Source organism: Elusimicrobiota bacterium, from assembly GCA_016182905.1.
Classification (GTDB): Bacteria; Elusimicrobiota; Elusimicrobia; order UBA1565; family UBA9628; genus GWA2-66-18.
Map to the genome: position 1 here is coordinate 168,569 of JACPFR010000004.1, position 24,579 is coordinate 193,147.

General features: G+C 68.5%; 23 protein-coding genes and 1 tRNA gene. 6 read left to right on the plus strand and 18 right to left on the minus strand.

The window, feature by feature from the left end; genetic code table 11:
• Positions 1-57: 57 nt before the first annotated feature.
• Genes HYV14_01120 through HYV14_01135 form a run of 4 tightly spaced genes read right to left on the minus strand, consistent with a single transcriptional unit; the run spans position 58 to position 4,870 of the window.
• Positions 58-756 (minus strand): response regulator, encoded by a 699-nt coding sequence (locus tag HYV14_01120; protein MBI2384590.1) that lies wholly within the window; start codon positions 754-756, stop codon positions 58-60.
• Positions 753-1,772 carry a DUF4118 domain-containing protein gene (locus tag HYV14_01125; GenBank protein ID MBI2384591.1) on the minus strand — a complete coding sequence of 340 codons (1,020 nt, stop codon included), beginning with the start codon at positions 1,770-1,772 and terminating at the stop codon, positions 753-755. The genes HYV14_01120 and HYV14_01125 overlap by 4 nt, the downstream gene beginning before the upstream one ends.
• 54 nt (positions 1,773-1,826) lie before the next feature.
• A complete protein-coding gene (locus tag HYV14_01130) occupies positions 1,827-2,906 on the minus strand; it encodes a porin (GenBank protein MBI2384592.1) in 1,080 nt (359 codons plus the stop codon).
• 14 nt (positions 2,907-2,920) lie between these two features.
• The gene (locus HYV14_01135; protein MBI2384593.1) at positions 2,921-4,870 is read right to left on the minus strand and encodes an APC family permease; all 1,950 of its coding nucleotides are present in this window, start codon (positions 4,868-4,870) and stop codon (positions 2,921-2,923) included.
• A 146-nt stretch (positions 4,871-5,016) separates the two neighbouring features.
• Between HYV14_01135 and HYV14_01140 the strand changes: the two genes are divergently transcribed.
• The 3 genes from HYV14_01140 (at position 5,017) to HYV14_01150 (ending at position 6,636) form a co-directional block, all read left to right on the plus strand.
• Positions 5,017-5,099, plus strand: a tRNA-Leu gene (locus tag HYV14_01140).
• Positions 5,100-5,110: 11 nt separating this feature from the next.
• A complete protein-coding gene (locus HYV14_01145; protein ID MBI2384594.1) occupies positions 5,111-5,782 on the plus strand; it encodes a hypothetical protein in 672 nt (223 codons plus the stop codon).
• On the plus strand, positions 5,779-6,636 hold the full coding sequence (locus tag HYV14_01150) for a hypothetical protein (GenBank protein ID MBI2384595.1): 858 nt from the start codon (positions 5,779-5,781) through the stop codon (positions 6,634-6,636). Before HYV14_01145 ends, HYV14_01150 begins: the two co-directional genes overlap by 4 nt.
• 9 nt (positions 6,637-6,645) lie before the next feature.
• Here the strand turns inward: HYV14_01150 and HYV14_01155 are convergent, their stop codons facing one another.
• From HYV14_01155 to HYV14_01185, 7 genes are read right to left on the minus strand one after another with little or no spacing between them, the layout of a single operon-like run.
• Positions 6,646-7,371, minus strand: coding sequence for a divergent polysaccharide deacetylase family protein (locus HYV14_01155; GenBank protein ID MBI2384596.1), 726 nt, complete (start codon positions 7,369-7,371; stop codon positions 6,646-6,648).
• Complete coding sequence (locus tag HYV14_01160; GenBank protein MBI2384597.1) at positions 7,364-9,019, minus strand: hypothetical protein; 1,656 nt, start codon at positions 9,017-9,019, stop codon at positions 7,364-7,366. Before HYV14_01160 ends, HYV14_01155 begins: the two co-directional genes overlap by 8 nt.
• Position 9,020: 1 nt before the next feature.
• On the minus strand, positions 9,021-9,773 hold the full coding sequence (locus HYV14_01165; protein MBI2384598.1) for an ABC transporter ATP-binding protein: 753 nt from the start codon (positions 9,771-9,773) through the stop codon (positions 9,021-9,023).
• Positions 9,770-10,711: a sugar kinase gene (locus HYV14_01170; GenBank protein MBI2384599.1), complete on the minus strand. Its 942-nt coding sequence runs from the start codon at positions 10,709-10,711 to the stop codon at positions 9,770-9,772. The genes HYV14_01165 and HYV14_01170 overlap by 4 nt, the downstream gene beginning before the upstream one ends.
• A 5-nt stretch (positions 10,712-10,716) precedes the next feature.
• Positions 10,717-11,433 carry a SurA N-terminal domain-containing protein gene (locus HYV14_01175; GenBank protein ID MBI2384600.1) on the minus strand — a complete coding sequence of 239 codons (717 nt, stop codon included), beginning with the start codon at positions 11,431-11,433 and terminating at the stop codon, positions 10,717-10,719.
• A 44-nt stretch (positions 11,434-11,477) separates the two neighbouring features.
• On the minus strand, positions 11,478-11,900 hold the full coding sequence (locus tag HYV14_01180; GenBank protein MBI2384601.1) for a polymer-forming cytoskeletal protein: 423 nt from the start codon (positions 11,898-11,900) through the stop codon (positions 11,478-11,480).
• Complete coding sequence (locus HYV14_01185; protein MBI2384602.1) at positions 11,900-12,898, minus strand: M23 family metallopeptidase; 999 nt, start codon at positions 12,896-12,898, stop codon at positions 11,900-11,902. Before HYV14_01185 ends, HYV14_01180 begins: the two co-directional genes overlap by 1 nt.
• Positions 12,899-13,015: 117 nt before the next feature.
• Here HYV14_01185 and HYV14_01190 point away from each other — a divergent pair, with 117 nt between their 5' ends.
• Positions 13,016-14,944 carry an HD domain-containing protein gene (locus tag HYV14_01190; GenBank protein ID MBI2384603.1) on the plus strand — a complete coding sequence of 643 codons (1,929 nt, stop codon included), beginning with the start codon at positions 13,016-13,018 and terminating at the stop codon, positions 14,942-14,944.
• Positions 14,945-14,953: 9 nt separating this feature from the next.
• On the opposite strand, the gene HYV14_01195 is transcribed toward HYV14_01190, so the two are convergent.
• Genes HYV14_01195 through HYV14_01205 form a run of 3 tightly spaced genes read right to left on the minus strand, consistent with a single transcriptional unit; the run spans position 14,954 to position 17,386 of the window.
• Entirely contained in the window at positions 14,954-15,451 is a 498-nt protein-coding gene (locus HYV14_01195) for a YchJ family protein (GenBank protein ID MBI2384604.1), read from the minus strand.
• A 25-nt stretch (positions 15,452-15,476) separates the two neighbouring features.
• A complete protein-coding gene (locus HYV14_01200) occupies positions 15,477-16,661 on the minus strand; it encodes an NAD(P)/FAD-dependent oxidoreductase (GenBank protein MBI2384605.1) in 1,185 nt (394 codons plus the stop codon).
• Positions 16,658-17,386 (minus strand): dienelactone hydrolase family protein, encoded by a 729-nt coding sequence (locus HYV14_01205; protein ID MBI2384606.1) that lies wholly within the window; start codon positions 17,384-17,386, stop codon positions 16,658-16,660. The genes HYV14_01200 and HYV14_01205 overlap by 4 nt, the downstream gene beginning before the upstream one ends.
• A gap of 46 nt (positions 17,387-17,432) precedes the next feature.
• Between HYV14_01205 and alaS the strand changes: the two genes are divergently transcribed.
• Both alaS and HYV14_01215 read left to right on the plus strand, forming a co-directional pair.
• Complete coding sequence (gene alaS, locus HYV14_01210) at positions 17,433-20,024, plus strand: alanine--tRNA ligase (GenBank protein MBI2384607.1); 2,592 nt, start codon at positions 17,433-17,435, stop codon at positions 20,022-20,024.
• 13 nt (positions 20,025-20,037) lie between these two features.
• Positions 20,038-20,298 (plus strand): hypothetical protein, encoded by a 261-nt coding sequence (locus tag HYV14_01215; protein ID MBI2384608.1) that lies wholly within the window; start codon positions 20,038-20,040, stop codon positions 20,296-20,298.
• 7 nt (positions 20,299-20,305) lie between these two features.
• On the opposite strand, the gene HYV14_01220 is transcribed toward HYV14_01215, so the two are convergent.
• The 4 genes from HYV14_01220 to HYV14_01235 all read right to left on the minus strand — a co-directional run.
• Entirely contained in the window at positions 20,306-20,926 is a 621-nt protein-coding gene (locus HYV14_01220; protein MBI2384609.1) for a hypothetical protein, read from the minus strand.
• A 141-nt stretch (positions 20,927-21,067) separates the two neighbouring features.
• Positions 21,068-21,715 carry an ankyrin repeat domain-containing protein gene (locus HYV14_01225; GenBank protein MBI2384610.1) on the minus strand — a complete coding sequence of 216 codons (648 nt, stop codon included), beginning with the start codon at positions 21,713-21,715 and terminating at the stop codon, positions 21,068-21,070.
• Positions 21,716-21,767: 52 nt separating this feature from the next.
• On the minus strand, positions 21,768-23,564 hold the full coding sequence (locus HYV14_01230) for an ABC-F family ATP-binding cassette domain-containing protein (GenBank protein ID MBI2384611.1): 1,797 nt from the start codon (positions 23,562-23,564) through the stop codon (positions 21,768-21,770).
• 53 nt (positions 23,565-23,617) lie between these two features.
• The coding region (locus HYV14_01235; protein ID MBI2384612.1) for a glycoside hydrolase family 75 protein at positions 23,618-24,579 on the minus strand (962 nt) is incomplete at its 5' end.

The window sequence follows — 24,579 nt, forward strand, 5'->3', positions numbered from 1 at the left end:
CCCAATGGGACTGTCGTTGACGACAGTTGATCGGTGGATAGCGTGGATAACGCGGGACTATTCGTCCTGCGCTTCGAGGCGGTAGCCGACGGCGGGCTCGGTCTTGAGGTGGCGGGGCCGCACCGGTTCTTTCTCGATGCGGTGGCGCGTCTGGTGGACGAGGATGCGCAGGGCCTCGGGCGTGCTCCCCCCCTCCGGCCAGAGCTCCTTCATGAGCTGCTTCTGGGAGACGACCCGGCCCGCGTCCCGGACCAAAGCGGCGAGCAGGGTGTACTGCAGCGGCGACAGGCGAACCTCCTTCTTCGAAAGCCACACGCGGCGCAAGGTCAGGTCGATCTTGAGATCGCCGTGCTCGTACACCGGCTCGGAGTCGCGCGCCGCGCCCTCGGCGTGGCGCAGGGCGACGCGGATGCGGGCCAGCAGCTCCTCGACGCCGAAGGGCTTGGTCAGGTAGTCGTCGGCGCCGCGGTCGAGGCCCGCGATCTTGTCGGTCTCCTGGCCGCGCGCGGACACGACGATGACGGGCGCCGAGCTCCACTCGCGCAGGCGCTTGAGCACGTCCAGACCGTCCATGTCCGGCAGGCTCAGGTCGAGGAGGACGACGTCGGGCTTCTTGGCGACGACGAGGTCGAGCGCCGCCCTGCCGGTGGAGGCCTCCAGGACGGCGAAGCCGTTCGCCTCGAGCGACGGCCTGAGGAAGCGCTGGATCGCGCGCTCGTCGTCGACGACGAGGACGGTCGGCTTGCGCGCGCTCACTTGGCGTTCCTCCGGGGCAAGGTCAGCAGAAAGATCGCCCCGCCGCCCGGGCGATTCTCTGCCCGTATCGTCCCGCCGTGCGCCTCCACCACCGCCTTGCAGATCGCCAGCCCCAGCCCCGCGCCAGGCGCGGCGCTCGCGCGGTAGAACTTCTCGAAGACCCGCTCGAGCTCCTCGGGCTTGAGCCCCGGGCCCCGGTCGGCGACCGACACCTCGAGGAAGTCCATGCGCTCGCGGGCGACGATGTCGAGCGCGCCTTCCGGCGCGTGACGCACGGCGTTCTCGATCAGGTTCACGAACACGAGTTCCATCAAGACCGGATCGACCGGAACGAGGGGCAGGTTCTCGGGCAGGTCGGACTCGACATGCCGCCCGGCGAGGAGCTTCTCGACCCGCTCGAGCGCCGTGCCGATCACGTCCTCGATCGGATAGAGCTCCTTCTTGAGGGCGGCGCCCGAGTCGAGGCGGGTGGTCTCGATGAGGTTATGCACGAGCCGCGTCAGCCGGTCGGCCTCGTCGCGTATGTTGACGAGGAGGTCCCGCGACGACTTTCCCCCGCCGTGGCCCGTCTGCAGCAAGGTGCTCGCCGAGCCGATGATCGCGGCCAACGGCGTGCGCAGCTCGTGCGAGACGGCGCTCAGCAGGGAACTGCGCAAGCGCTCGGCCTCGGCCACGACCTCGGCGCGCTTGGCCGCGTCGGACTGGGTCCGCACACGCACCGCGAGGTGGCTGATGATCAGAGCCACGGCGAACATGACCGCGAAGGTGACCACGAACTGGGTGTGTTCGACGTGGAACGTGAAGCGGGGCGGCACGAAGAAGAAGTTGAAGCACAGCACGCCCAGCAGCGAGGAGAACAGGGCCGGGCCGCGCCAGCCGCGCAGCGCCACCACCAGGGTCCCCACGAGATACACCATGACGAGGTCGGTGAGCGACACCAGAGGGAACAGCGCGAAGCCCGCGGCCGTGCACAGGGCCGCCGCGGCGACGGCCAGACCATATTCCCGGTAGGGCATGTTTCTATGTTACCGCTTTCATGCGTCGGCCCGAAAGCGTGCTCAGTCCCATCGTCAGAAGGTCAGCGCCAACGAAGTCGAGACGACCCCGTCCCGCTCGGCGTAGCCGCCTCTCGTCGGATACACCGGGTTCTCGGACCAAAAATGCCTCGCCTCCAGCCGCCACAAAAGCTGCTTATGGAGGAGCTTATCCAGGTTGACCGACGCGCCGGTGGTCCGGAACGCTCCCTGGCCGCCGGTGTTGACGATCACCTGGTCCTGGTCGACGTAGCGCTCCACGCGCGCGGCGACCGCGACGCGTTCGTCGAACTTCCACCGGCCGATCAAGGCCGCCGCGTACCACCGCGAGAAATCCCCGCCGCCGGGCTTGCGCTGGATCCCGTAGTCCGCCGAGGCCGCGAGCTGGAGCCGGCCGAACGGGGGCGTCTTGACGATCAGGTCGTTGAAGAAGCGCCCCTGATTGCCGACCTCCTGGCCCCAGAAGTTGTTGTAAGTCGCCGTCCAGCCGGACGGCCCGGTCCAGGAGAGCTGGCCGCCCAAGGCCTTGTTGTCGTTGTTCTCCGAGATGTTCTGCCAGCCGTTGAGCACGTGCAGCTGGCCGGACCACGCCTCGTCGATCCGGTAGCTCGCCTTCACGCCCGATTGGTAATAAGGCGAGAAATCGCCCATCAGCGAGCGGCCGCAGGTCCAATTGTCCCGCGAGATCCAGCTCTCGAGGCCGATGTGCGAGAAGAATATCCCGCCGTCGATCCAGAGCTCGTCGGCGACTTTATAACCGACCACGGCTTCCTGTATGTGGCGCGCCAAGTCCGAGCCGCTCACGGTCCCCACGCGGGGCTCCCCCGCGTAGTTGGCCTGCACGGAGTTTCCCGCCTGCAGCGCGAGCCGCCCCCGCACCCGTTCGCCGTCGACCGTCGCGTCGACGAAGGCCAGATTGACGTTGAATTCGTCGTGCCGTGCCGGCTGGGTCGTGAAAGCCCGGTCCCGGGCCGGCGGCCGACGCGCGTCGTAGGCGTAATAGACGTCCACGAACCCGCCGAACCTCACGGGCAAGGGCGCATCCCACGGCGCCGAAGCGGCCGTGCCAGGCGCGCTCAGCTTCAACGGAATGAGGACGAGCAGCGCCTTCTTCATGCCGATCCGCCCGTTCAATAGACCCGCACCGGCAGCACGACGACCTGCACGCCGTTGAACTGCAGGCGGCGCTGGATCGCGTTGGCCGTCTCGCTGTGCAGGTACGGCTGGTACCAGCGCTCCTGACGGAAGATGAGCTTGCCGGTGAACACGATCATGCGCGGGAACTCCCGCGACAGCTCGACGATCGACTTCTCCAGCGTCTCGATCGTCTCCGTGCCGAGCGCCAGGCGGGAGTCCGCCTCGAGGCCGTTCTGGCGGCACCAGGCCACGTACTTCGCCAGATGCGCGCGCTTCTCCTTCTCGAGCTGGCCGACGGCCTCGCTGCCCTTGAAGTTCCCCGAGTCGAGCACGCCGACGGAGACGAAGATGAAGTTCTTGAAGTAGCCCGGGAGCAGGCGCTGGATGGCGAGTATGTGGTGCAGGCCGTAGCCGGAGAAGTCGGAGACGGTGAGCACGGCGGTCGGCGCCTTGGGATCGAGCCTGCTCGGACCGGCCGGTTCGCCGGCGAGCGGCGAGGCCTCGAGAATCTTCTCGAGACCCTTGAGGCTGGAGGAGACCTCCCGGTAGTGGCGGCGGATCCAGAAGCAGGCGGCGATGGTCAAGGTCGTGATGACGGCGGTGACCCAGCCTCCCTCGAGGAACTTCTCGAACAGCGTGACGCAGAGTATGCTGACGCACATCACGAGGCCGGTGCCGTGGATGGCCAGCTGGCTTTTCCAGCGGGGCTCCTTGGCCCGATGCGTGATCCAGTACTTCGACATGCCGAGCTCGGTCAGCGAGAAGGTCAGGAAGACGTTGATCGAGTACATCACGACGAGCGTCGTGATGTTCCCCTTCGTATAGATCAAGGTCCCCATCGCCGCCGCGCCCATCAGGAACACGCCGTTCTGCGTGACCAGGCGGTCGGACAACTGGGAGAAGCTGTGCGGCACCCAGGAGTCGAGGGCCATGTTGGAGAGCACGCGCGGGCCGTCGAGGAAGCCCGCCTGCGCGGCGACGACGAGCAGGGCCGCCTCGGCGAACAGGGTCGCGACGATCATCGCGCGCCCGACGGCGCCCCAGCCGCCGTAGAGGTTCTCGAGCAGGACCGCGTTCATGGTCTTGCCCGCCTCCGGCACGGCGTTGACCAGCAGGTAGCCGAGCAGGATGCCGCCCGCGGTGAAGGCCAGCGAGGTCGACATCAGGAGCATCGTGCGCTTGCCGGTCTGCACGCGCGGCTCCTGGAGCATCGCGACCCCGTTGGAGACCGCCTCGATGCCGGTGTAGGTGCCGCCGCCCATCGAGTAGGCGCGCAGGAGGACGAAGGCGACCGGCGCGAAGCCGAGCGTCGAGACGGACGCGCTCAGGTCCGTCCCGGCGCCCTTGAACACCTCGGGCAGGACCGGCAGGTGGCTGAACACGGCGTAGAGGATCATGCCGACGTGCGAGACGACGAAGAACAGGAATATGGGCGCCAGGAAGGTGACGGACTCCTTCACCCCGCGCAGGTTCAGCACGAGCAGGATGAGGAGCATCAGCGCCGCGCCGACCAATTTGGTCCCCGCCCAATGCGGCGGCAGGAAGGAGTACAGCGCGTCGCAGGCCGCGGCGACCGACACCGAGATGGTCAGCACGTAGTCCACGAGCAAAGCGCAGCCGGAGACGACCCCCGCCTTCTCGCCGAGGAGCTTGGTGGCGACGAGGTAGCCGCCGCCGCCGCCCGGGAAGTGCTCGATGAGGTTCGAGTAGGCGATCGAGATCACGAAGATCGTCACGGCCATCATGACGACGAGGATCAGGGCCAGGTGGGTGTGCCCGGCCAAGGCGCGGTAGGCCTCGTCGGGGCCGTAGGCCGAGGAGGACAGGCCGTCGGCCCCCAGCCCCACCCAGGCGAGGAAGGCCGCCAGCGAGATCTTGTGATAGACGTTCGGATCGCGGATGTCCCGCGGCTTGCCCAGCAGCAGCTTCTTGACTCGTTCCATGCCCTCACGATAGCTCCCGAGGGCGTTATGAATCCATTATAACGATGGTGCCAGGCCTCCCATTATCCCATTACTCCCGGGATTCCCTCCGGCGGAGTAATGGGATAATGGGAGGCCTGGCACCAATTTGATAAGATGGGCTTGTAGGCGGCGTGGCGGAATGGCAGACGCAATCGACTCAAAATCGATCGGGTTCACGCCCTTGTGGGTTCGAGTCCCACCGCCGCTACGATTTCCCCCATGAGACGACCACAGACCTTCGTCCTCGCCGCCCTGGCGGCCCTCGCGGCCTCGCCGCTGCTCGCCGGGCCGCGGCTGTGCCCCAACGGCCAGCCTCCCTCCCTTTCCGGGGACCTGTTCGCCCCGGCCGAGTGCTCGACGACGACCAAGCCGACGGCCCTCCTCCCGGGGTTGCCGGTCGCGCCCGCGGGCAAGGACGCCAAGACCGGCCTGAAGGACCTCGACGGGCGCTGGGAAGGCTCTTTGATCCACGCCCTCGGCCGCTACGAGGTCCTGCTGACGGTCAAGACCGGCTGGGGCGGGAAGGCCGCGCTGACCTTGGACCTCAAGGAGCTCCAGTTCCGGGACCGCCTGACGGACCGGCTCTCTCTGGTCCCGGGCAAACCGCGCGGCGTCTACGAGGCCGTGCTGACCACGACGGTGGCCCCCGACGCGGAGTTGAAGGGCGGGGCGATCGTGGGCACGGCGGCGCCGCCCGAGCCCCTGGACGGCAAGCCGGCCGCGCCGGAACGGCAGATCGACGTCACCTTCGTCAACGGCGCCGTCCATCGCGCCTACTTCGCCCTCGAGGACAAGACCGTGCTGCGCGTGCGCGCGTTCTCCGGCGTGCCCGGCGCGCCTCTCCAGAAGTTCGAGCTGGAGCTGAAGAAGACGAAACGCGAAGCGCTTTGAGCCTCCTCGCGGCCGTCCTGCTGACCGCCCTCGCGGCGCCGCCCCTCCGGGCCGCCCCCGCGGTGCCCGCGGCGTGCCCCCCCGGGAAGCTCCTGCCCGAATGCCGCATCGTCAGCTATTACGGAAACCCCCTGTCGAAGCGGATGGGCATACTCGGAGAGATCCCCGTCGACGAGATGCTCGAACGCCTGGACAAGCAGGCCGCGGAGTGGCGGAAGGCCGATCCCGCGACGCCGGTCCTGCCCGCGCTCGAGCTGGTGGCCACGGTCGCCTCCCCGACGCCGGGGCCCGACGGCCGCTACAACAACCGCATGCCCGACGCGCTCATCGAGAAGGTCATCGGCTGGGCCGCGCGCCGGGGCTGGCTCGTGATCCTCGACGTGCAGATCGGCCACAGCACGGTGAGAGCGGAGGTCGAGCGGCTGCGCCCGTTCCTGTCGCGGCCGCACGTGCACCTGGCCCTCGACCCCGAGTTCGACATGCCGAGGACGGTGCGTCCGGGCAAGCGGATCGGCACGAGCGACGGGGAGGACGTCAACGTCGCGTCCATCCTGCTCTCCACAATCGCCGCGAACGGGGGCCTGCCGCCGAAGCTCCTGATCGTCCACCGCTTCACCGAGGAGATGCTCATGCGCCGCGAGCGCATCCGCCTCGACCCGCGCGTGCAGATCGCCGTCGTCATGGACGGCTTCGGCTCCCCCGCGCTCAAGCGGCGGGTCTACCGCGTCACGGTCAAGAACGAGCCCGTCCAGCACGCCGGGATCAAGCTGTTCTACAAGAACGACAAGCCGCTGATGACGCCGCGGGAGCTCCTCGAGCTCGAGCCGAAGCCGTCAGTCGTCATCTACCAGTAGCGGCCCGCCTCAGCGGGCGAGGGCGGACGCCTTCACGAACACCACGCCGTCCTTCTCGTGCTTCGGCATCTCTTCCTTGAGGCAGTCGAACGTCGACCGGAAGTAGTGATGGCCGATCGCGATCGCCGAGCCGTGCTTGCGGGCGCGCGCGACGGCCTGGCGCAGCATCTTCGCGCAGAAGGCCTGCGTGTGAAGCTCGGCCGTGTCGAGGAAGACGTCGTTCGTCGCCGCGGGGATGCCGGCCGCCGCGGCCTCCGCGTGCGCGACGCTCTTCTCGGAGACCTTCGAGTCGAGGAAGTACATCCCCGTGGGCTTGAGCTGGGCCATGAAGGCGCGCATCAGGGGCCGGTTCTTCGTCGCTTTGTAGGAACGGTGGTTGTTGAGGCCCTTCGCGTTCGGAATCTGCTTCATCGCCTTGTCGAGGAGCGCGGCGGTCTTGAGGGCGTCCTCGGGGTCCACGGCGTCCTTGGCCAGCTTCAGGGACTGGAACGGGTCGAACGGGTAGTGGATCATCAACTCCTTCGACGCGGCGGCGGAGACGAGCGGCGAGACTTTCTTCGTGCGCGGCGACTCGGGCATCACGGCGAAGGTCATCGCGCCGGGCAGGGCCAGCCACTCCTCGTCGGGCGGGGTCTTCTTGTAGTTCAGGCCGAAGTCGTCGATCACGACCGCGACTTGAGGCGCGGCGGAGGCCGGCGACGCGAACAGAAGGACGGCAAAGAGGATCTTATTCATGGTTCTCCAACGCCCGGCGGCCGAGCGTCCAGGGCGCTATCATAGCAACGGCGTTCAGCGCCAGCCACCCGGCGCCGGAGTAGAGCGCGACGCGCGAGTTCCAGACGCCCGTCCCGAAGCGCTCCGCGAAGTGCATCTGCATCGGCGCGGCGAGCACGGCGATGGTGAAGCCGACGTAGAAAAGGCAGGCGGCCATGTAGACGAAGCCTCCCACCGACGACTCGATCTGATGGATGTTCTCGACGGTGAAGTTCGGGAACAGCGCGCCGAAGCCCACGCCCATCACGCAGACGGCGAGGCCCACGGTGAGCAGCGCGCCGAAGGAGAGGATCGACGTGAAGCGGTCCGCCGCGAGGAGCCAGTTCGTCATCAGGGCCAGGATCGCCGAGATGCTCAGGATCGGGATCGCGGAGAAGAGGAGCTTCTCGCGCATCACCAGGCCGACGTCGATCGGGGCGCTGCGCAGGACCCACCAGGACTTCCCCTCGAGGCTGATCGCCGGGAAGGTGAAGCGCAGGCCCAGCGCGGCGAGGACGAAGCCTGCGGTGCCCACGTTGAGGAAGGAGACGAGGCTCTTCAGCTCGGCGGAATCCAGCGGCAGGCGCTGGATGCTGAACAGGTACACGAACACCAGTCCTATGATCAGAAGGATCTGGGACCAGTGCTTGACGTCGCGAAAGAACGTCGTTCGTTCCTTCCAGAGGAGCACGGCCGCGGAACGAGTCCCCAAGATCCGTTGTTCAGGAAGGAGTTTGAAGTCGTGGACGCGCTTGCGCAGCGCCCCCTCCTGCGCTCCGCTGTACCCGATGAAGTACACCTTCCCGGCGAGGGCGACCAACAATCCGTACACCAGGAACGCCGCCGCCCACAGCCCGATCGCCCGGACGGCGTAGCCGCGCCAGGCGCCCTCCGCCGCCATGCGCAGCGCCTCGGCCAGCCACCACGACGGGAGGTACGGCGCGGTCGGGGCTTGGAGGAAGTTGAGGTACTCGGCGACGACCTTGAGGGCGTCGGGACGGATGAGCTTCTCGGGCTGGGCGAAGCGGACCAGACCGTAGGTGACCGTCAAAGACAGGCTGGAAAAGACCCAGACCACGTCGCGGGTGCGGGACGACGGGAACAGATACAGGAGCAGGAGCGTGAAGCCTATCCCGAAGGAGGCCGCCAGAAGAAGGAACGGGGGCACGGCGACGAGGAACGCCGCGAGGAACCCCATGCCCAGGTGCTGAACGCGCATGATGGCGGCGACGTACGGGACGAGGATCAGGCCGATCATCCAGGAGGCGAAGAACGCGCTCTCCAGGGACTTGTCGAGGAACACCGAGCGCAGGCTGACGGGGGCCTTCATCAGGAACTTCAGGTCGTAGGAGTAGAACAAGGTCGTCAGCGCGGTCAGCAGGCTCGAGACGACGACCATGGACAAGGTCATGAGCAGCAGCATCGCGGTGAGCTTCCAGGTCAGCAGGAGGCCGATCAGCTCGACCGTGGACAGGTATTTGAGGAGGCGATAGAAGCCGTAGTGCAGGCCGAACAAAAGCCCGAAGCCCGCCGAGCCGAACGCCGCGTTGCGCAGCCACTCGTAGCCGGTCCAGGCGCCGATCGTGTTGACGAAGGTCCGCGCGCGGCGGCGCAGCAAGGTGCCGAGCATCTTACAGGTACTTGAGGAGCGCCGAATACTCGGCGCCGCCGGTCAGGCTCAGGAAGACGCTCTCGAGGTCGCGCCCCTCCTTCTTGGACTGCTCGCGCAATTCGTCGAGGGTGCCGCAGGCGATCATCTTCCCGCCGATCATGATGCCGATGCGGTGGCACAGCTTCTCGGCGATCTCGAGGACGTGCGTGCACATGAAGATCGCGGTGCCGCGCTCGGCGAGCTTCAGGAAGATGTCCTTGACCAGGCGCGCGCTCTTCGGGTCGAGCCCGACCATCGGCTCGTCGAGCACGAGTATTTTAGGTTCATGAAGCAATATTCCCGCCAACACGAGCTTCTGCCGCATCCCATGGGAATAGCTCTCGAGCAGCTCCCCGCCCCACGGGCTCAGCTCGAACATCTCCAGGAGCTCGGGCACGCGCTTCTTCATGTCGGGCAAGGCGACGCCGTACAACTCCCCGACGAAACGCAGGTACTCGGCGCCGGTGAGCTTCGGGTAGACGAAGGGCTCGTCGGGGACGAGGCCCATCGCGCGCTTGGCGGCGATGGGGTCGGCGGCCATGTCGCGCCCGCCGACGAGGACCCGCCCGGCGGACGGCTTCAGCAGGCCGGTCATCATCTTGACCGTCGTGGTCTTGCCGGCGCCGTTGGGCCCGAGGAAGCCGAAGATCTCGCCGGGGCGGACCTCCAGGTGGAGGTCGTCGACGGCCTTGTACGCGCCGAAGGTCTTGCTGAGGCCTTCGAGCCGGATCACGCCGCGACGGCGCGCCGGGCCTTCAGGAACTCGTCCGCGCGGGGGATCGTCATGCGCTCCGCGAGGTCGTGGAAGCGCTCGTCGATGACGTCGCGCTCCAGGTCCTCGATGTTCTTCGTCGAGAAGTCCTGGACGTTGAACGAGGCCATCGTCGTGCCGTAGGCCATCGCGCGCTTGAGATGCGAGACATCCTCGTACGAAGCCGAGGAAGCCAGGTAGCCGAGGAACCCGCCCGCGAACGTATCGCCCGCGCCCGTCGGGTCCTTGATGCGCGCCAGCGGGTAGGCGGGGTACACGAAGAACTTGCTGCCGACCTTCATCAAAGCCCCGTGCTCGCCTTTTTTTATGACGATGACCGAAGGCCCCCAATCGGCGAGGACCTCGGCGGCCTGCAGCGCGTTCGGCGCGCCGGTCAGCCGCATCGCCTCCTGGTCGTTCGAGAAGAAGATGTCCACCTTGGCGAGGAGCTTCTTGATCGCGGCGGGCTTCGACTCGATCCAGTAGTTCATCGTGTCGCAGGCGACGAGCGCGGGGCCCTTCATCTGCGCCAGCACCTCGGACTGGAGCTCGGGATCGATGTTCGCGAGGAACACGACCGGCGCCTTGCGCTGGGCCTCGTTGAGGACCGGCTTGAACTCCTTGAAGACGTTGAGGTGCGTCGCCAAGGTCTCGGCGACGGCCGCGTCCTTGCCGTACTTGCCGGACCAGCGGAAGGTCTTGCCCTTCGCGGCCTTCAGGCCCTCGAGGTCCACGCTGCGGCGCTTGAGCGTGCGGCGGTGCTCGGCCGGGAAGTCCTCGCCGACGACGCCGACGAGGGCGACCGACGAGAAATAGCTCGCGGAGAGCGCGAAATAGGTGGCCGAGCCGCCGAGGGCCTCGACGGACTTGCCCGCGGAGGTCTTGACGGAGTCGAGCGCGACGGAGCCGACGACGAGTATGTCGCTCACGAGTTCGCCCCCGAGTCGACGCGGTCGAACCAGATCTGATGCTCGACGCGCGCGGAGAGCTGCTTGAGGCAGTGGTTGATCAGCTCGACGGCGCGCTGCTGCTGGAGGTTCTGCGCGACCGCCTCCTTGGTGATCTTGGCCAGGTCCTTCTTCGGCGCGGTCTTCATGACCTGCGCGTAGGCGGCGTCCACCTCGGAGGCCGGGACCTTCGCCACCCGGTAGATCAGCTGCTTCAGGCGGCCGCTCTTGATGGCCTTGCGGCGGTTGCGCTCGTACTCCTGGGGGTTCTCGCGGAAGATCGCGCGCACCTGGCGAAAGTAGACGTCCTGGTCGAACCGGCCGTCGCGCTGGAAGGCCGGCGTCGCGCGGATATCGCGAGAAAGCTCGTCATTGGTGACCTTCAGGCCGAGCTCGTCGGCCTTCAGCGCCATCATCTCCTCGATCATCATGTCGTTGAGCATCTCGCGCTTGAGGCGGGACATCATCGCGTCGTCGACCTCGGTCCCCTTCTGGCGGAGGGCGTCGGCGTACTGGTTGACGCGCAGCAGCAGGCGCTGGGCCGGGATCTTGCTCTCGCCGATCCGGGCCACGGCGCCGTCGTTGTCGCGGCTCGTGAAGTAGAAGCCGCCGAGGCCGACGAAGCTGCCGGACAGGAAGACGGAGATGGTCGCGACGAAGATGCTTTTCTGATGGCGGCGCAGGAATGAGATCATGGGACTCCTTGGTTTTGGGCGGGGGCCTAGGTCAATCTTAACATCTAGGAGACGGGGTCCGCAGGCTGGGACGCGTCGGTCTCGGCGCGCGAGCGGCGCCGGCGGGACTTGCCTTCGTCGGAGCCCATGGAGCAGGCGCCCTCATAGAAGGCCCCGTCGTCGATCTTCAGCTTCGGGGCGCGGATGTCGCCGGTCACGCGGCCGCCCGGAAGGATCTCCAGGGAGCGCGCCGCGACGATGTCGCCGACGACCTCGCCGGCGATCACGACGGTCTCGGCCGCGAGGTTGCCGATCACGCGGCCCTTCGCGCCCACCTCGACGTCCACCGCGTCGGAGATGTCTCCCTCGAAGGCGCCCTCGACGCGCAGCGAGCCCTTGACGACGAGCGTCCCGTGGAAGAAGGCGTCCTCGCTGATCAAGGTCATGCCTTCGCGCGCGTCTCCGCGTCCGCTCTTCTCGCCGAACATCAGGACCGGGCCTTCGGGGCGCGGGGAAGGTAGCCGAGGAGCTCGGGTCCGGGGCCGACCTTCAGGTAGGTCCAGGGATTGATGGGCCGGCCCTGGCGCCACACCTCGTAGTGCAGGTGCGCGCCGGTCGAGCGGCCGGTGGTGCCCATGTAGCCGAGCACCTGGCCGCGCACCACGCGGTCGCCGATCTTCACCAAGGTCTTGGAGGTGTGCCCGTATAAGGTGCTCAGGCCGTAGCCGTGGTCGATGACGACCATGTTCCCGTAGCCGTGGGACCAGCCCGAGAAGCGGACGGTGCCGTCGGCGGTCGCCTGCACCAAGGTGTCGGCGGCGTTGGCGATGTCGATGCCGGCGTGGAACTCGCCGTTGTCGCCGGCCTCGCCCTGGCTCTCGCCGCGGCGCATCGGGGAGAACCGGTAGCCGAACCCCGAGGTGACCACGCCCTTGGTGGGCCACAGGGTCGGCGTCGCGTTGCGCAGGCTCTTCTGGTTGCCCACGTACCAGCCGATCTCCTGGAAGCTCGCCAGCCGTCCTTCGGCGTCGTGGCGGATGCGCTCGATCTCGCGGTGCCAGTCGGCCTGGCGGATGGCGGAGGCCCCGCCGTTGAGCATCTTGCCCAGGCTCAGCCGGTCGGCCAAGGTCGGCCCGCCGACGCCGGTGGCGGCCTCGATCGGGTCGCGGTTGTTGGCCATCGAGAGCAGGCCGCGCAGCTGGCGGTCCGTGCCCCGGGCCTGGTCGAGCGCGTAGCGGGCGCGGTCCATCTCCTGGGCCAGGCGGGTCATCTTGGTGAGCATGACCTGGTTGTCGGCCTTGGTGATCCAATAGTCGACGTGACGGCCGGCCACCACGCCCGCCCCGATGGTCATGGCCGACCAAAGGCCCAACCAGAACAGGAAAAAGCCGGTGGAGCACTGCCAGCGCCAGGGTTTCATCTGCGTCTGGGGGATGATGAGGACCGTGAGGCGGCGGGCCAGTACGTCGAGGATTTTCTTGCGCATGCGTGTTCTTCCGTCGGTGATGTTATAACAGACTGATTCAGGCCTGTCAACGAAATCTTATTAAAACTGTTTCCCGGACCCCTTGACAGGGCCCCGAACCGGGTCTACACTCCCGGAATGCGGCCCACTCTTACCCTCCCGCTGATTCTTACCTTAATTGCATGGCCCCTCCCGGCCGGCGCCCAGATCAAGACCAACGCCGGGGCCGACGCCGCGGCCGGCACCTCGGGCACGGTCGGAACCTCCCTCAACGCCGGGGGCGTGGCTCCGATCGGCCTCCAGAACGGGAGCGTGCTCACCCCCCTGTCTCTCTCCGGCGCCCTGGCGCCGGCCTTGGCGGCGCCGGCCGTCTCCCTTAATCAGGGACTGGCCCCCTCCGCTTTGGCCCAGTCCCCGGCTCCCGCGGCCGCCGCCGCGGAAAAGCCCGGCTCCAAGCCCGCTCAGGCGGCCGCCGCGCCGCCGGGAACGCCTCCCAAGAACGACCCCGCGGCCGCCCCCGCCGGGCCGCCCGCGGGCCCCCCGGTCTACTTCCTCCTGGAGCTGGGCAAGCTCGGGGTCCCGCAAGGCCTGCTCGCCCGGCTCTACGATTTCCTGGGGACGCGCCATCCGGGGAATCAGAGCTCGATCTACCACGGCCTCGGCCACACCCGCGAGGTGGCGAACCTCACCGCGCGCATCCTGTCCGGCCGGAACCTCCCCGCCGAGAAGAAGATCCTCCTGATACTCGCCGCGGCCCTCCACGACGTGGACCCCGCGAGGGCCGAGAACACTCCCGCCCGGGTGGCGGCCACGCTCGAGCACCTGGACCAGGACGACGAGGCCCGGGCCCTGCTGCTGGACTTCGGCGGCGGCTTCGGCTTCACCGCCGCCCAGGTCAAGGCCCTGATCATGGCCACGGACTTCGACATGGACCCGGCGAAGCTGCAGGCCAAGCAGGACGCCTTCGCCAAGGCCGCCGCCGAGGCCTTCCCGGGCGAGGGCGATTGGGCCGTGGCCTGGGGAAAGAACCTCGCCTTCGCCGATCAGTCCTCCACCTACGTGGGCTCCCTCGCCGACGCGCGCAAGCGCGTCGAGGGCCTCGCCGTCGAGATCCGGGCTCAGCTCCAGGCCATCGGCAAGGGCCCCGGCCCGACCGACGAGATGATGCTCGCGGGCAGCTTCAAGTTCCTGAGCGTCCTCAAGCAGAACCCGCTGTTCGCCCTGCTCCCGCCCGAGGAGAGCAAGAACTTCGACGCGGTGCTGAGCTACTTCCAGGCCCGGCAGACTCCCGAGGCCTGGCAGGCCGAGTCCGCGCCCGTCCCGGCGCGCGCGCCCCCCGTCAACCCCGATCTCGCCGCCGCGCGGCGCTTCATCAAGGGCATCATGGGCGGGATGCGCGCCCCCACCGAGCGCGAGGCGGACTCCCTCCTCGGCGACTGGCTCGACGAGAACGGCATCCCGCGGGACTCCCCGCGCGCCGCCTCCGTGCGGCGGGAGCTCGTCCCCGGCAAGGCCGCGGCCGACGAGCGCGTCGCCGCCGAGCTCGATCCCAAGCTGCGCCGTCACGCCGCCTTGCTGATCCGCCTCGCCGCCGAGTACGGCGTCACCGTTCCCCACGTCGAGGCCGTGATGGCCAAGCGCGGGCTGATCCGGAACCTCGACGCCATCCCGGACGCGAGCCTCGAGAACCAGGTCGAGATGGCTCTGACCAACGACGAGCTCGAGCGCGCGGTCGCCAAGTATCCCGACAACGCCCAGGGCGACTTGATGCGAGGCGTCGCCGGAGCCATGGGGGTCAAAGGCGGCAAGTCGGTCGAGGAAGTCTCCCGCGACGGCGTCTTCCTGTACGCCGACTTCAACGGCCGCCAGTTCCTTCGCGGCTACGCCAACCGCGACCCCGACATCCAGAGCCACACCATCGCCTTCTACGTCACCCGCCGGGACGGCAAGTGGCGGATCGACGGCTATCGCCAGAAGAAGTCCAGCCGGATCTCCGACGCCTCCTACATCGACGCGCTGAAGACCTGGCTGCGCGCCGGCGGCATCCCCTCCTCCGACTTCAAGTAAGCGGCGGCCTTATCGCCCGTGGCACTTCTTGAACTTCTTGCCGGAGCCGCAGTGGCAGGGCTCGTTGCGGCCGACGTCGGGGCCGGTGTTGACGTGGGTCTCGGGCTTCGGGGACTTGCCGTCGACGAAGAGCCAGTTGGAGCCTTCCTTGCGGAAGGTCGCGATCTCGTGATGCTCGTAGTCCTGTCCGTTCTGGGAGAAGCCGGCGATGAAGCTGACGATGCCGGTCTTGTCCTCCGGTCCGCCGTCCTTGGTGGCGACGACGGCGAGCCCGCGCCAGGTCGAGTCCTTCGCCCATTTCTCCGACGCCTTGCGGTCGAAGTCGGCGCGGCTCTCGGGCGCGTGGGTCTTCTCGATGAAGTCGATCTTGCCCGTCGCGTAGCTCGTGTAGCGGGCGCGCATCAGCGCTTCGGCGGTCGGGGCGGCGGCTTTGCCGGTGATGTACGGCTCGCAGCACGAGGAGAAGGGCTTCTTGCTCTGGCAGGGGCAGTCGGTGGTCGCGGTCATGCCGGGATTTTAACACATCCGAAGTTCACAGAGCGTCGCCCGCGGCTTTCCCGGACGCCCAGGCCCACTGGTAGTTGAAGCCGCCGAGCCAGCCGGTGACATCGACGACCTCGCCGATGAAATAAAGGCCCGGCGCCTTGCGGGCCTCCATGGTCTTCGACGAGAGCTCGGAGGTGTCGACGCCGCCGCGGGTGACCTCGGCCTTGCCGTAGCCGACGGTCCCGGCGGGGACGAAGCGCCAATCCTGGAGCTTCTCGCAGAACGCGGCGAGCTCCTTCTTCGGGTAGTTGCCCATGTCGAGCGCGTCGGGCAGGCAGAGATCGCAGAAGCGCTCGGCCAGGCGCTTGGGCACGAGGGCGGCCATCTGGTTCTTGATCTCGAGCTTGTTGCCCTTGCGCGAGGCGAACCACTCCATCAGTCCCTCGCGGGACAGGCCCGGGATGAAGTCGACGCGGACCTCGCCGCCCGGCCTCCAATGCAGGGACGCCTGCAGCGCGACCGGGCCGCTGAAGCCGGCGTGGGTGAACAGCAGGTTCTCGCGGAACACGACGCCGTTCGTCGCCATCGCCGCGTCGAGAGCGATGCCCGAGAAGCCCTCGAGGCGGACGCGGTCGGCGCCGCTGAAGACGAAGCCGTCGAGCGCGGGGGCGCGCGGGACGAGCTTCAGGCCGAACTGCTCGGCGATGTCGTAGCCGACCGGCGTCGCGCCGAACTTCGGGAACGACAGGCCGCCGGTGGCGACGACGAGCTTGCTCGCCGTGAAGACGCCCATGTCCGTCGCGACGGAATAAAAATCCCCGTTCCTTTCGACGGACATCACCTTGTGCCTTTGAAAAAGCTCGGCGCCCGCTTCGCGGGCGCTTTTCACCAGCATGTCGATGATCCGCTGCGCGGAGCCGTCGCAGAAGAGCTGGCCGTGCCTGCGCTCGTGATAGGCGATGCCGTGCGCCTCCACCATCGCGATGAAGTCCTCGGGGGTGAAGCGGGACAAGGCCGACTTGGCGAAGTGCCTGTTCTCCGACACGAAGTTGTCCGCGCTCACCTCGCGGTTCGTGAAGTTGCAGCGGCCGCCGCCGGAGATGATGAGCTTGCCGCCGGGTTTGGCCGCGTGGTCGAGGACGGCGACCTTCCGCCCGCGCTTGGCCGCGGTCAACGCGCACATCAGGCCCGCGCCGCCCGAGCCGAGTATGACCGCGTCGTAGGCGCTCACGCCCCGAGCCGTTCGCGCAGGTACGAGGTCAACTCGCCCCAGACGCGCGTCCGCTCGTCCGGGCTCATGTCCTTGAAGTGCAGGGTCAGCACCGAATGGCGCGCGCCCGGGACCACGACCTCCCGGAAGCGCTCGCCGAAGCCGTCGCGCAGCGCGTCGAAGCGCGCGGCGCGGCACAGGGAGTCGCCCGCGAAGCGCATGCCGAGGACGGGGATGTTCTCCTCGCGGGAGCGCTTCACCGCGTTGTCCCACTCGGCCTCGGGGATGCCCATCGCCGACTCGCTATAGGAGGAAGAGGGCTGGCACAGCACCGGCGCGATCAGCTCCTTGTCCATCATCAGCGAGAGCGCGAAGCGCCCGGTGAAGCACATGCCGATCGCGGCCACGCCCCTGCCGCCGCGCTCCGCGAACGCCTTGCGCGACAGCGCGCGCAGCCAGTCGGCGGCGGGGCTCTTGCCGTGCGTGCTCAGCACGCTGAACTCCTTCCACACGCACGCCCAGAGGACGGGCTTGACCCCGTAGTTCTGCATCGGCGCGCCGAACAGCAGCGGCATGTACACCGTGTAGCCCTCGGCGGCGACCTTGCGGCCGAGCTCGACGCACTCGGGGACCATGCCGGGCAGCTCATGGATGAGGACGACGGCGGGGCCGGACCCCGCGCGGTAGACGGGCTTGGAGACGCCGCCGGCGGTGAAGTCGAAACGCTCGAAGCCGTCCAATTCCATGAGCGATTATAACTGTTTCCGGAAACAGCTATAATCATCATCCCCCATGAAGACCAGCTCCCAGCTCCGCTCCGGCTATCTCGATTTCTTCGTCAAGAACGGCCACACGCTCAAGGCCTCCGCGCCGATCGTCCCCCAGGGGGACGCGACGCTCATGTTCAACTCCGCCGGCATGGTCCCGTTCAAGCCCTATTACCTCGGGCTCAAGACCGACCTCAAGCGCGCGACGTCGTCCCAGAAGTGTTTCAGAACGACAGACATAGAGCGAGTCGGGACGACCCTGCGGCACATGACGTTCTTCGAGATGCTGGGCAACTTCTCGTTCGGCGACTATTTCAAGCAGGAAGCCGTTTTCTGGGCCTGGGAGTACCTGACCAAGGACGTCGGCCTGGATCCCAAGCGTCTGTACCCTACCGTTTATAAAGAAGACGACGAGGCCGTCGAGCTGTGGCGCAAGGTCGGCGCCCCGAACGCCGCCGTGCGCCTCGGCGAGGACACCAACTTCTGGAACATGGGACCGACGGGCCCCTGCGGGCCGTGCTCCGAGATCTACTACGACCTCGGGCCCGAGTTCGCGACGGGCAAGGACGACGTCGTCGGCGGCGACGGGGACCGCTACATCGAGATATGGAACCTCGTGTTCACCGGCTTCGACCGCCAGCCCGACGGGAGCCTCAAGCCGCTGGCGCGGCCGTGCATCGACACCGGCATGGGCCTCGAGCGCCTCGCGTTCTGCGCGCAGGGCACCAAGTCCCCCTTCCACACCGACCTGTTCGCGCCGATCGTGTCTAAAGCAGCCGAGATCCTCGGAACAGACCCTCAAGACCCGAAGCATGCCCTTGGATTCAGGGTCATCGCCGACCACGCGCGCGCCGCGACCATGCTGATGAGCGAGGGCATCATCCCCTCGAACGTCGAGCGCGGCTACGTCCTGCGCCGCCTCGTGCGCCGCGCGGCGCGCTACGGCCAGCTGATGGGCTTCGACCGCCCGTTCCTGCACCTCCTCGTCCCCGAGGCGATCGAGATCTTCGCGCCGGGCTATCCCGAGCTGCGCGCCGCCTCCGAGCAGGTCCAGGCCGTGATGAAGACCGAGGAGGCCAAGTTCCTCGAGACCCTGCACGCCGGCGAGGCAGAGCTGACCAAGGCGCTGCAGAAGTCCGGCAAGCACCTGTCGGGCGAGGCCGCGTTCCGCCTGTACGAGACCTTCGGCTTCCCCCTCGAGCTGACCAAGGAGATATGCGCGTCGCAGGGCGTCGCCGTCGACGAGCCCGGCTTCAAGGCCGCCTCCGAGAAGGCCTCCGAGATCGCGCGCGCGTCCTGGAAGGGCTCCGGAGAGAACGACCTCGCGGCCATCGCCGCCGGCGCGGCCCGCACCGAGTTCGTGGGCTACGTCGCGCAGGAGTGCACGGCGACGGTGATCGCCTCGTCCCCGGGCCTCATCGTGCTCGACCGCACCCCGTTCTACGCCGAGGGCGGCGGGCAGGTCGGCGACACGGGAGACCTGATCGCGGCGGACGGCTCGCGCGTGCTCGCGCGCGTGGCCGACACGCAGAAGCACGGCGCCGTGTTCGTCCACCTCGTCGAGATGGGCGCGCGCCTGCTCGTCGGCACCGAGGTCCGCGCCAGGGTGGACGCCGAGCGCCGCGCGCGCATCAAGCCCCACCACACGGCGACCCACCTGATGAACGAGGCGCTCAAGCGCGTGCTCGGCGGGAGCATCCGCCAGGCCGGCTCCTACGTCGGCCCGGACAAGCTGCGCTTCGACTTCACCTATCCGAAGGCGATCACGCCCGACGAGCTCAAGAGGATCGAGGACATCGTCAACGCCGAGATCAAGGCCGCGCACCCCGTCGTCGCGCAGTGCCATCCCGTCGCCCGGGTCGCCGAGTTCGGCGCGACCACTTTGCTCGGGGAGGACTATGGCGCCGAGCCCCGCTTCCTGCTGATCGGCCCCAAGGCCTGGGCGGAGCCGAAGAACCGCTTCAGCCTCGAGCTGTGCGGCGGAGTGCACGTGGACAACACCGCCGAGATCGTCGCCTTCAAGATCGTCAAGGAGTCGTCGGCCTCCTCCGGCGTGCGCCGCATCGAGGCGCTCGCGGGCAAGGCGGTCGAGGAATACGCCGCGGCGCAGCACGCGGCCAAGGCGAAGGCCCAGGCCGACGCGCTGGCGCGACAGGACGAGCTGATCGCCGCCATCGAGGCGCTCGGCGGGAAGGCTCCCGCCAAGATCGACAGCCTCAAGCAGCTCGAGGGGCAGCTCGCCCAGCTCAAGGCCAACAAGCTCGCGGCGCAGGCCGAGGCGGGCAAAACCGTCGTCGAGGTCAAGGGCGTGAAGCTGTGCGTGCAGCGCCTCGTGGGAGCGGACCCCAAATCCTTGAGAGGGCTGTCCGACAAGATCAAGGCCGAGGTCGGATCCGGCCTCGTCTTCCTCGCCGCGCCCGGCGAGGGCAAGCTGTCGTTCGTGCTCGCCGCCACGCCGGACATGGCGGGCAAGGGCGTGGACGCGGCGAAGATCGCCAAGGCCTTCGCCGCCGCGCACGGCGGCTCGGCCGGCGGGCGCGCGGACTTCGCCCAGGGCGGAGCCGCGGACGGGGACTGGGACGCGACCGTGGCGAGCCTGACGGCTCTCATCGGATAGGACAGGAGACGACATGACTCTTCCGAAGGACGTGGCCGCGCAGATCGACGAGGCGTTCGACTTCCGGGGCCACGTGACCGTGACCTTCGCCGACGGCAAGACGCTCGAGGGCTACCTGTTCAACCGCGAGCTGGCGCCGTTCAAGGGCGAGGCGTACATCGAGATGATCCCGAAGGACTCCGACCAGCGCCTGCGCTTCCCGGCGGCGTCGGTCAAGTCCGTCGCGCTGACGGGCAAGGACTTCGCCTCGCCGTTCGTGCCGCCTCAGAAGTAGCGCGGCGTCAGCGCACGTTGCGCGAGGTCTCCGACGCGGCCAGCGCGCCGCGGGAGAGCCGCGAGCCGACGCCGGGACGGGCCGCGGCCTCGGTGGCCGCGCGCGCGGCGGAGCCTGCCGCCGCCGTCGCCGCGACCGCGGGAGTGTCGTCGCGGACGGCCGTGCCGACCGGCATCGCCGCCGAGGTGGTCTGATCGCCCTTCCCGTACACGGTGAAATTCCTCAGCTCGCCCTTGATCCCTTTCTTCCAGGTCTTGCCGGACTTCGGATCGGCGGGCGTGTCCGTGAACGCGGCGGAGGGGCGGGAGGCGGCCGACTCCGGCGCCTCGTACACCGCCGCGACCTCGGTCGCCGGGGACGCGTCGTCGAAAACGGCGAGGATGCGGTCCTCGTGGACCTTCTCCTCGACCACCTGGGTCGGAACCTTGATCACGCGGGTCGCGTTCGGGGACTCGATCCCTTCCCGGGACGTCGCCTGGAAGTGGCGCAGCGTGTTCCACAGGGAGCCGCCCCCGGTCATGTCCACGAAGATCGCGGCGTAGATGCCGACCGCGACGAGCGCGTAGCCCGCGGCGGTCTCGAGCGCTTCTGAGACGACGGTGAGCACCGATTTCACTTTGGCGGTCATGCGTTCAGTATAAGCCCGGGGGCGAGGATCCGCAAGAGGGCTTTGCCGATTTTTTACCGCTAAACAAAGGGTTTTCCGTTGCCGTTCTTTTACCGGCCCGAAACAACCGCGAAACGCTCCGACGGAGGGAGCGCGCGCGCCTCAGCGCGGCCGGAGCCGGCGAGCCAGGTCGTCGTAGCCGTTCTTCTCGGCCAGGTCCGCCGCCGTCAGCCCGTCGGGCCCGCGCGTCGCGATCGAGGCGCCGCGAGTCAGCAGCATAGCCGCCGTCTTCTCATGGCCCTTCTTCGCCGCGAGCATCAGCGGCGTGCGCCCGTCGGGGTCGAGGCCCTCGAGGGACGCGCCGCGGTCGAGCAGGAGCGCCGCCATGTCCGTCTGCCCCTTGAAGCACGACCACATCAGGGCGTTCCAGCCGATCTCGTCCACGGCGCCGATGCTGGCCCCGGCGTCGAGCAGGGCGCCGACGCCTTTCCTGCTCCCCCAGCGCGCCGCGACCAGCAGCGCGGTGAGCCCCTTGCGGTCGCGGACCTCGATGCGGGCCCCGCGGGCCGTCAGAAGCTTGACGAGGTCCGCGTGATCACGCACCGCGGCCCACATCAGCGGCGTCCAGGCGTCGCCGGGGTTGCGCGCCTCGACGTCCACCCCGGCGTCGAGGAGGCGGACGACCGTCCGCGCGTCGCCGTTGCGGGCGGCGCGCAGGAGGCGCTCCTCGCGCGCGGCGGGGCCGTCGGCCTCGCCGCAGGCGGCGACGGACGACAGCAGGGCGCACAGAACGAGAGGTCTCAGGCGCATCGATGTAAGTATAGGGCTTCCCGCCGGAAGTTCAATGACGAAACGGTTACAGTCAACGCCGGGCTTCGAGCTCGTTCCAGCGCGCGAACAGGGCCTCGACCCGCTGACGGGCCTCGTCCAGGCGCGCCTGGCGCCTGATCAGCTCCGGGGCGTCGGTCGCGACGGCGGGGTCCTCGAGCGCCGCGCGGGCCAGCGCGGCCTCGTTCTCCGCGGCCTTGATGGACGCCTCCATCTTCGAGAGCTCCTTGGCTTCCTTGGGGTCAAGGGACCGCTCGTCCCGGACGGGCGCCGGAGCGACCGGATGCATGGCGCCGAGGGAATCCGATTCTTCTCGCGCCGCCTCCCACTGGGACAGGTCGGCGTAGAAATTCGCGTTGCCCTTGCCGTCGAGGGCGAGGATGCGCTGGCTGACGCGCTCGAGCAGGTAGCGGTCGTGGGTGACGAGCACGAGGGCTCCGGGGAACTCCATCATGCTGTTCTCCAGCACCTCGAGCGACTGCAGGTCGAGGTCGTTGGTGGGCTCGTCGAGCAGGAGGATGTCGGCGGGGCGCAGCATGAGGCGGGCGATGAGCACGCGCGCCTGCTCGCCGCCCGACAGGCGGCTCAGCGGGTACTCGAGCTGCTCCGTGCGGAACAGGAAGCGCTCCGCCCAGCCGTAGACGTGGATGCGCGAGCCCTTGAACTCCACGTGCTCGCCGGCCTCGCACAGGGAGCGCTTGAGCGTCTTCGTCATGTCGAGCTGCTCGCGGTGCTGGTCGAAGGTCACGACCTTCAGGTGGTCCGCGCGGCGCATCGTCCCCTTGTCCGGCGCGAGCGTCCCGGCGAGCAGCTTGAGCAAGGTGGACTTGCCGGAGCCGTTTTCACCCAGCAATCCAAGTTTGTCTCCTGGAGACAGCATGAGGTCCAAGGGGCCGAACAGCTTCCTGCCGCCCATGGACTTCTCGACGCCGAGGCAGCGCACGAGGCTCTTGCTCTTCCTCTCGGTGGCGTCGAAGTCGATCTCGGTGGCGCGGACCTGCGCGTTGCGGAACTTGAGCTCGGCGAGGCCGGCGATCATCTCGCCGGCGCGGTCGATGCGGGCCTGCTGCTTGGTGGTGCGCGCCTTGGGCCCCTTGCGCAGCCAGGCGATCTCGCCGCGCACGGTGTTCTGCATCGTCTGCTGGAGCGTGGCCTGATGGCTGAACAGCTCCTCGCGCTTCTCGAGGAAGTCGCTGTAGTTGCCCTGGCTCGAGAAGTGGCCGTCCTCGTAGCGCTTGTTGAGCTCGACGACGCGGTTGCACACGCGCTCCAGGAAGCTGCGGTCGTGGGTGATGGTGAGGAAAGCGAAGTCGAGACCCGACATGAAGCGCTCCAGCCACAGGACGCCCTCGAGGTCGAGATGGTTGGTGGGCTCGTCGAGGAGCAGCAGGTCGGGCTCGCGCAGCACCTGGGACAGGATCGCGAGGCGCTTGCGCCAGCCGCCGGAGAGCTTGTCGACGCGCTGGTCCGGGTCCGCGAAGCCGGATCGCTCCATGCCCGACTCGACGCGCATGTCGATCTCCCAGTCCTCGAGGCCCAGCCCCTGGAGCGCGCGGCCCAGCTCGTCGCGGACGGTCCAGCCCTCGCCGACCGTCTCGAAGCGGTCCTGCTGGGCCAGGTAGCCGACGCGCAGGCCGCGTCGCGCGGCGATCTTCCCCTCGTCGACGGCCTCCAGGCCGGCCAGGATCTTGAGCAAGGTGGACTTGCCCGCGCCGTTGGGCCCGATCAATCCGGTGCGCTCGCCCTCGAAGAGCCCGAACGACAGGCCTTCGAAGAGCGGGCGTATGCCGAAGCTCTTGGTGAGGTTTTGACAGCTGAGGAGGATCGCCACGGGAAGGACGGAGAGTTTAGCATTTCCCGCCCGGACCCGCTCCGGCGGAGGCGCTAACGGAGCTCGGCGCCGGCGTTCTCGAAGGCGGCGCCGACCTGGCTCTGGACCTCGGCCGCCGAGCCCGGCACCGCGGGTTTGCGGCTGCCCGGAATGATGAGGTACTGCACGCTCGCGCTCTGCACCCCCCCGCTCACCGGGTGCGGATTGATGCCGACGGCCCGCGCCAGCGCGGGCGAGCCCTCGCCGAGCACGCCCTTCGGACCGACGTCGCCGACGATGGCGTAGCTCGTCTTGCCGCCGTAGGTCACCGCCGCGTAGTCGCCGAGCTTGACGGTCGGATGGGCCGCCGAGAAGTCCCCCGGGATCACGATGAACGGCACGACGCGCGCGTTGAGGCTCGCGCCGTTCGACTTGAGCGCGGTCTCCCGCTGGTAGGTCGGGTCGCCGTCGCGGCCGCCGCCGGGGCCGTCCCCGTCGATGGCCATCTTGGCCGTGAAGCCGACGAGCGGGACCTTCTTCTTCGTCAGGAAGGTTCTCGTCTCGATCACCGCCGGCCCTCCGCGCGTGAGGCTGAACTTCTTCCCGCTGGGGACGCCTTCGCCGACCTCGGGCGCGCCCGTCTTGGCGATCGGGCCGGGCTCCTCGCCCGCGGGCGGGTTCGCGCCCGACGGTCCCGAGGACCCGCCGGAGGCGCCGCCCCCGACGGGAGCGCCGCCGCCCGAATCCGACCCGGTCGGCTTGCCCGCCGACTCCTTGGGCTTTCCGCCGGGCACGGCGCCGCCCATGCCGCCCGAGCCTCCCTTCCCGCCTCCCCCTCCCCCTCCGCCGAGGTCGCCCGGCCCGCCGCCGCCGGAAGGCCCGGCGGAAAGCTTGGGCGTCTCGTTGAGCCCGGGGGCGCGCGCCGAGGACACGCCGTTGGCGTCCAGCGCGCCCAGGCGCGAGGCCCCGGGCGTCGTGCCGCCCGCCACGCCCGCTCCGGCGGCGCGGCCGAACGCCGCCGCTCCGCTCGCCGCGC

What these genes read in the sequence shown, in the direction of transcription:
- HYV14_01125 (MBI2384591.1), bottom strand. Translation starts at nt 1,772, where the DNA reads ATGCCCTACCGGGAATATGGTCTGGCCGTCGCCGCGGCGGCCCTGTGC.
- HYV14_01130 (MBI2384592.1), bottom strand. Translation starts at nt 2,906, where the DNA reads ATGAAGAAGGCGCTGCTCGTCCTCATTCCGTTGAAGCTGAGCGCGCCT.
- HYV14_01135 (MBI2384593.1), bottom strand. Translation starts at nt 4,870, where the DNA reads ATGGAACGAGTCAAGAAGCTGCTGCTGGGCAAGCCGCGGGACATCCGC.
- HYV14_01145 (MBI2384594.1), top strand. Translation starts at nt 5,111, where the DNA reads ATGAGACGACCACAGACCTTCGTCCTCGCCGCCCTGGCGGCCCTCGCG.
- HYV14_01155 (MBI2384596.1), bottom strand. Translation starts at nt 7,371, where the DNA reads ATGAATAAGATCCTCTTTGCCGTCCTTCTGTTCGCGTCGCCGGCCTCC.
- HYV14_01160 (MBI2384597.1), bottom strand. Translation starts at nt 9,019, where the DNA reads ATGCTCGGCACCTTGCTGCGCCGCCGCGCGCGGACCTTCGTCAACACG.
- HYV14_01175 (MBI2384600.1), bottom strand. Translation starts at nt 11,433, where the DNA reads ATGATCTCATTCCTGCGCCGCCATCAGAAAAGCATCTTCGTCGCGACC.
- HYV14_01180 (MBI2384601.1), bottom strand. Translation starts at nt 11,900, where the DNA reads ATGTTCGGCGAGAAGAGCGGACGCGGAGACGCGCGCGAAGGCATGACC.
- HYV14_01185 (MBI2384602.1), bottom strand. Translation starts at nt 12,898, where the DNA reads ATGCGCAAGAAAATCCTCGACGTACTGGCCCGCCGCCTCACGGTCCTC.
- HYV14_01190 (MBI2384603.1), top strand. Translation starts at nt 13,016, where the DNA reads ATGCGGCCCACTCTTACCCTCCCGCTGATTCTTACCTTAATTGCATGG.
- HYV14_01195 (MBI2384604.1), bottom strand. Translation starts at nt 15,451, where the DNA reads ATGACCGCGACCACCGACTGCCCCTGCCAGAGCAAGAAGCCCTTCTCC.
- HYV14_01205 (MBI2384606.1), bottom strand. Translation starts at nt 17,386, where the DNA reads ATGGAATTGGACGGCTTCGAGCGTTTCGACTTCACCGCCGGCGGCGTC.
- alaS (MBI2384607.1), top strand. Translation starts at nt 17,433, where the DNA reads ATGAAGACCAGCTCCCAGCTCCGCTCCGGCTATCTCGATTTCTTCGTC.
- HYV14_01215 (MBI2384608.1), top strand. Translation starts at nt 20,038, where the DNA reads ATGACTCTTCCGAAGGACGTGGCCGCGCAGATCGACGAGGCGTTCGAC.
- HYV14_01220 (MBI2384609.1), bottom strand. Translation starts at nt 20,926, where the DNA reads ATGACCGCCAAAGTGAAATCGGTGCTCACCGTCGTCTCAGAAGCGCTC.
- HYV14_01225 (MBI2384610.1), bottom strand. Translation starts at nt 21,715, where the DNA reads ATGCGCCTGAGACCTCTCGTTCTGTGCGCCCTGCTGTCGTCCGTCGCC.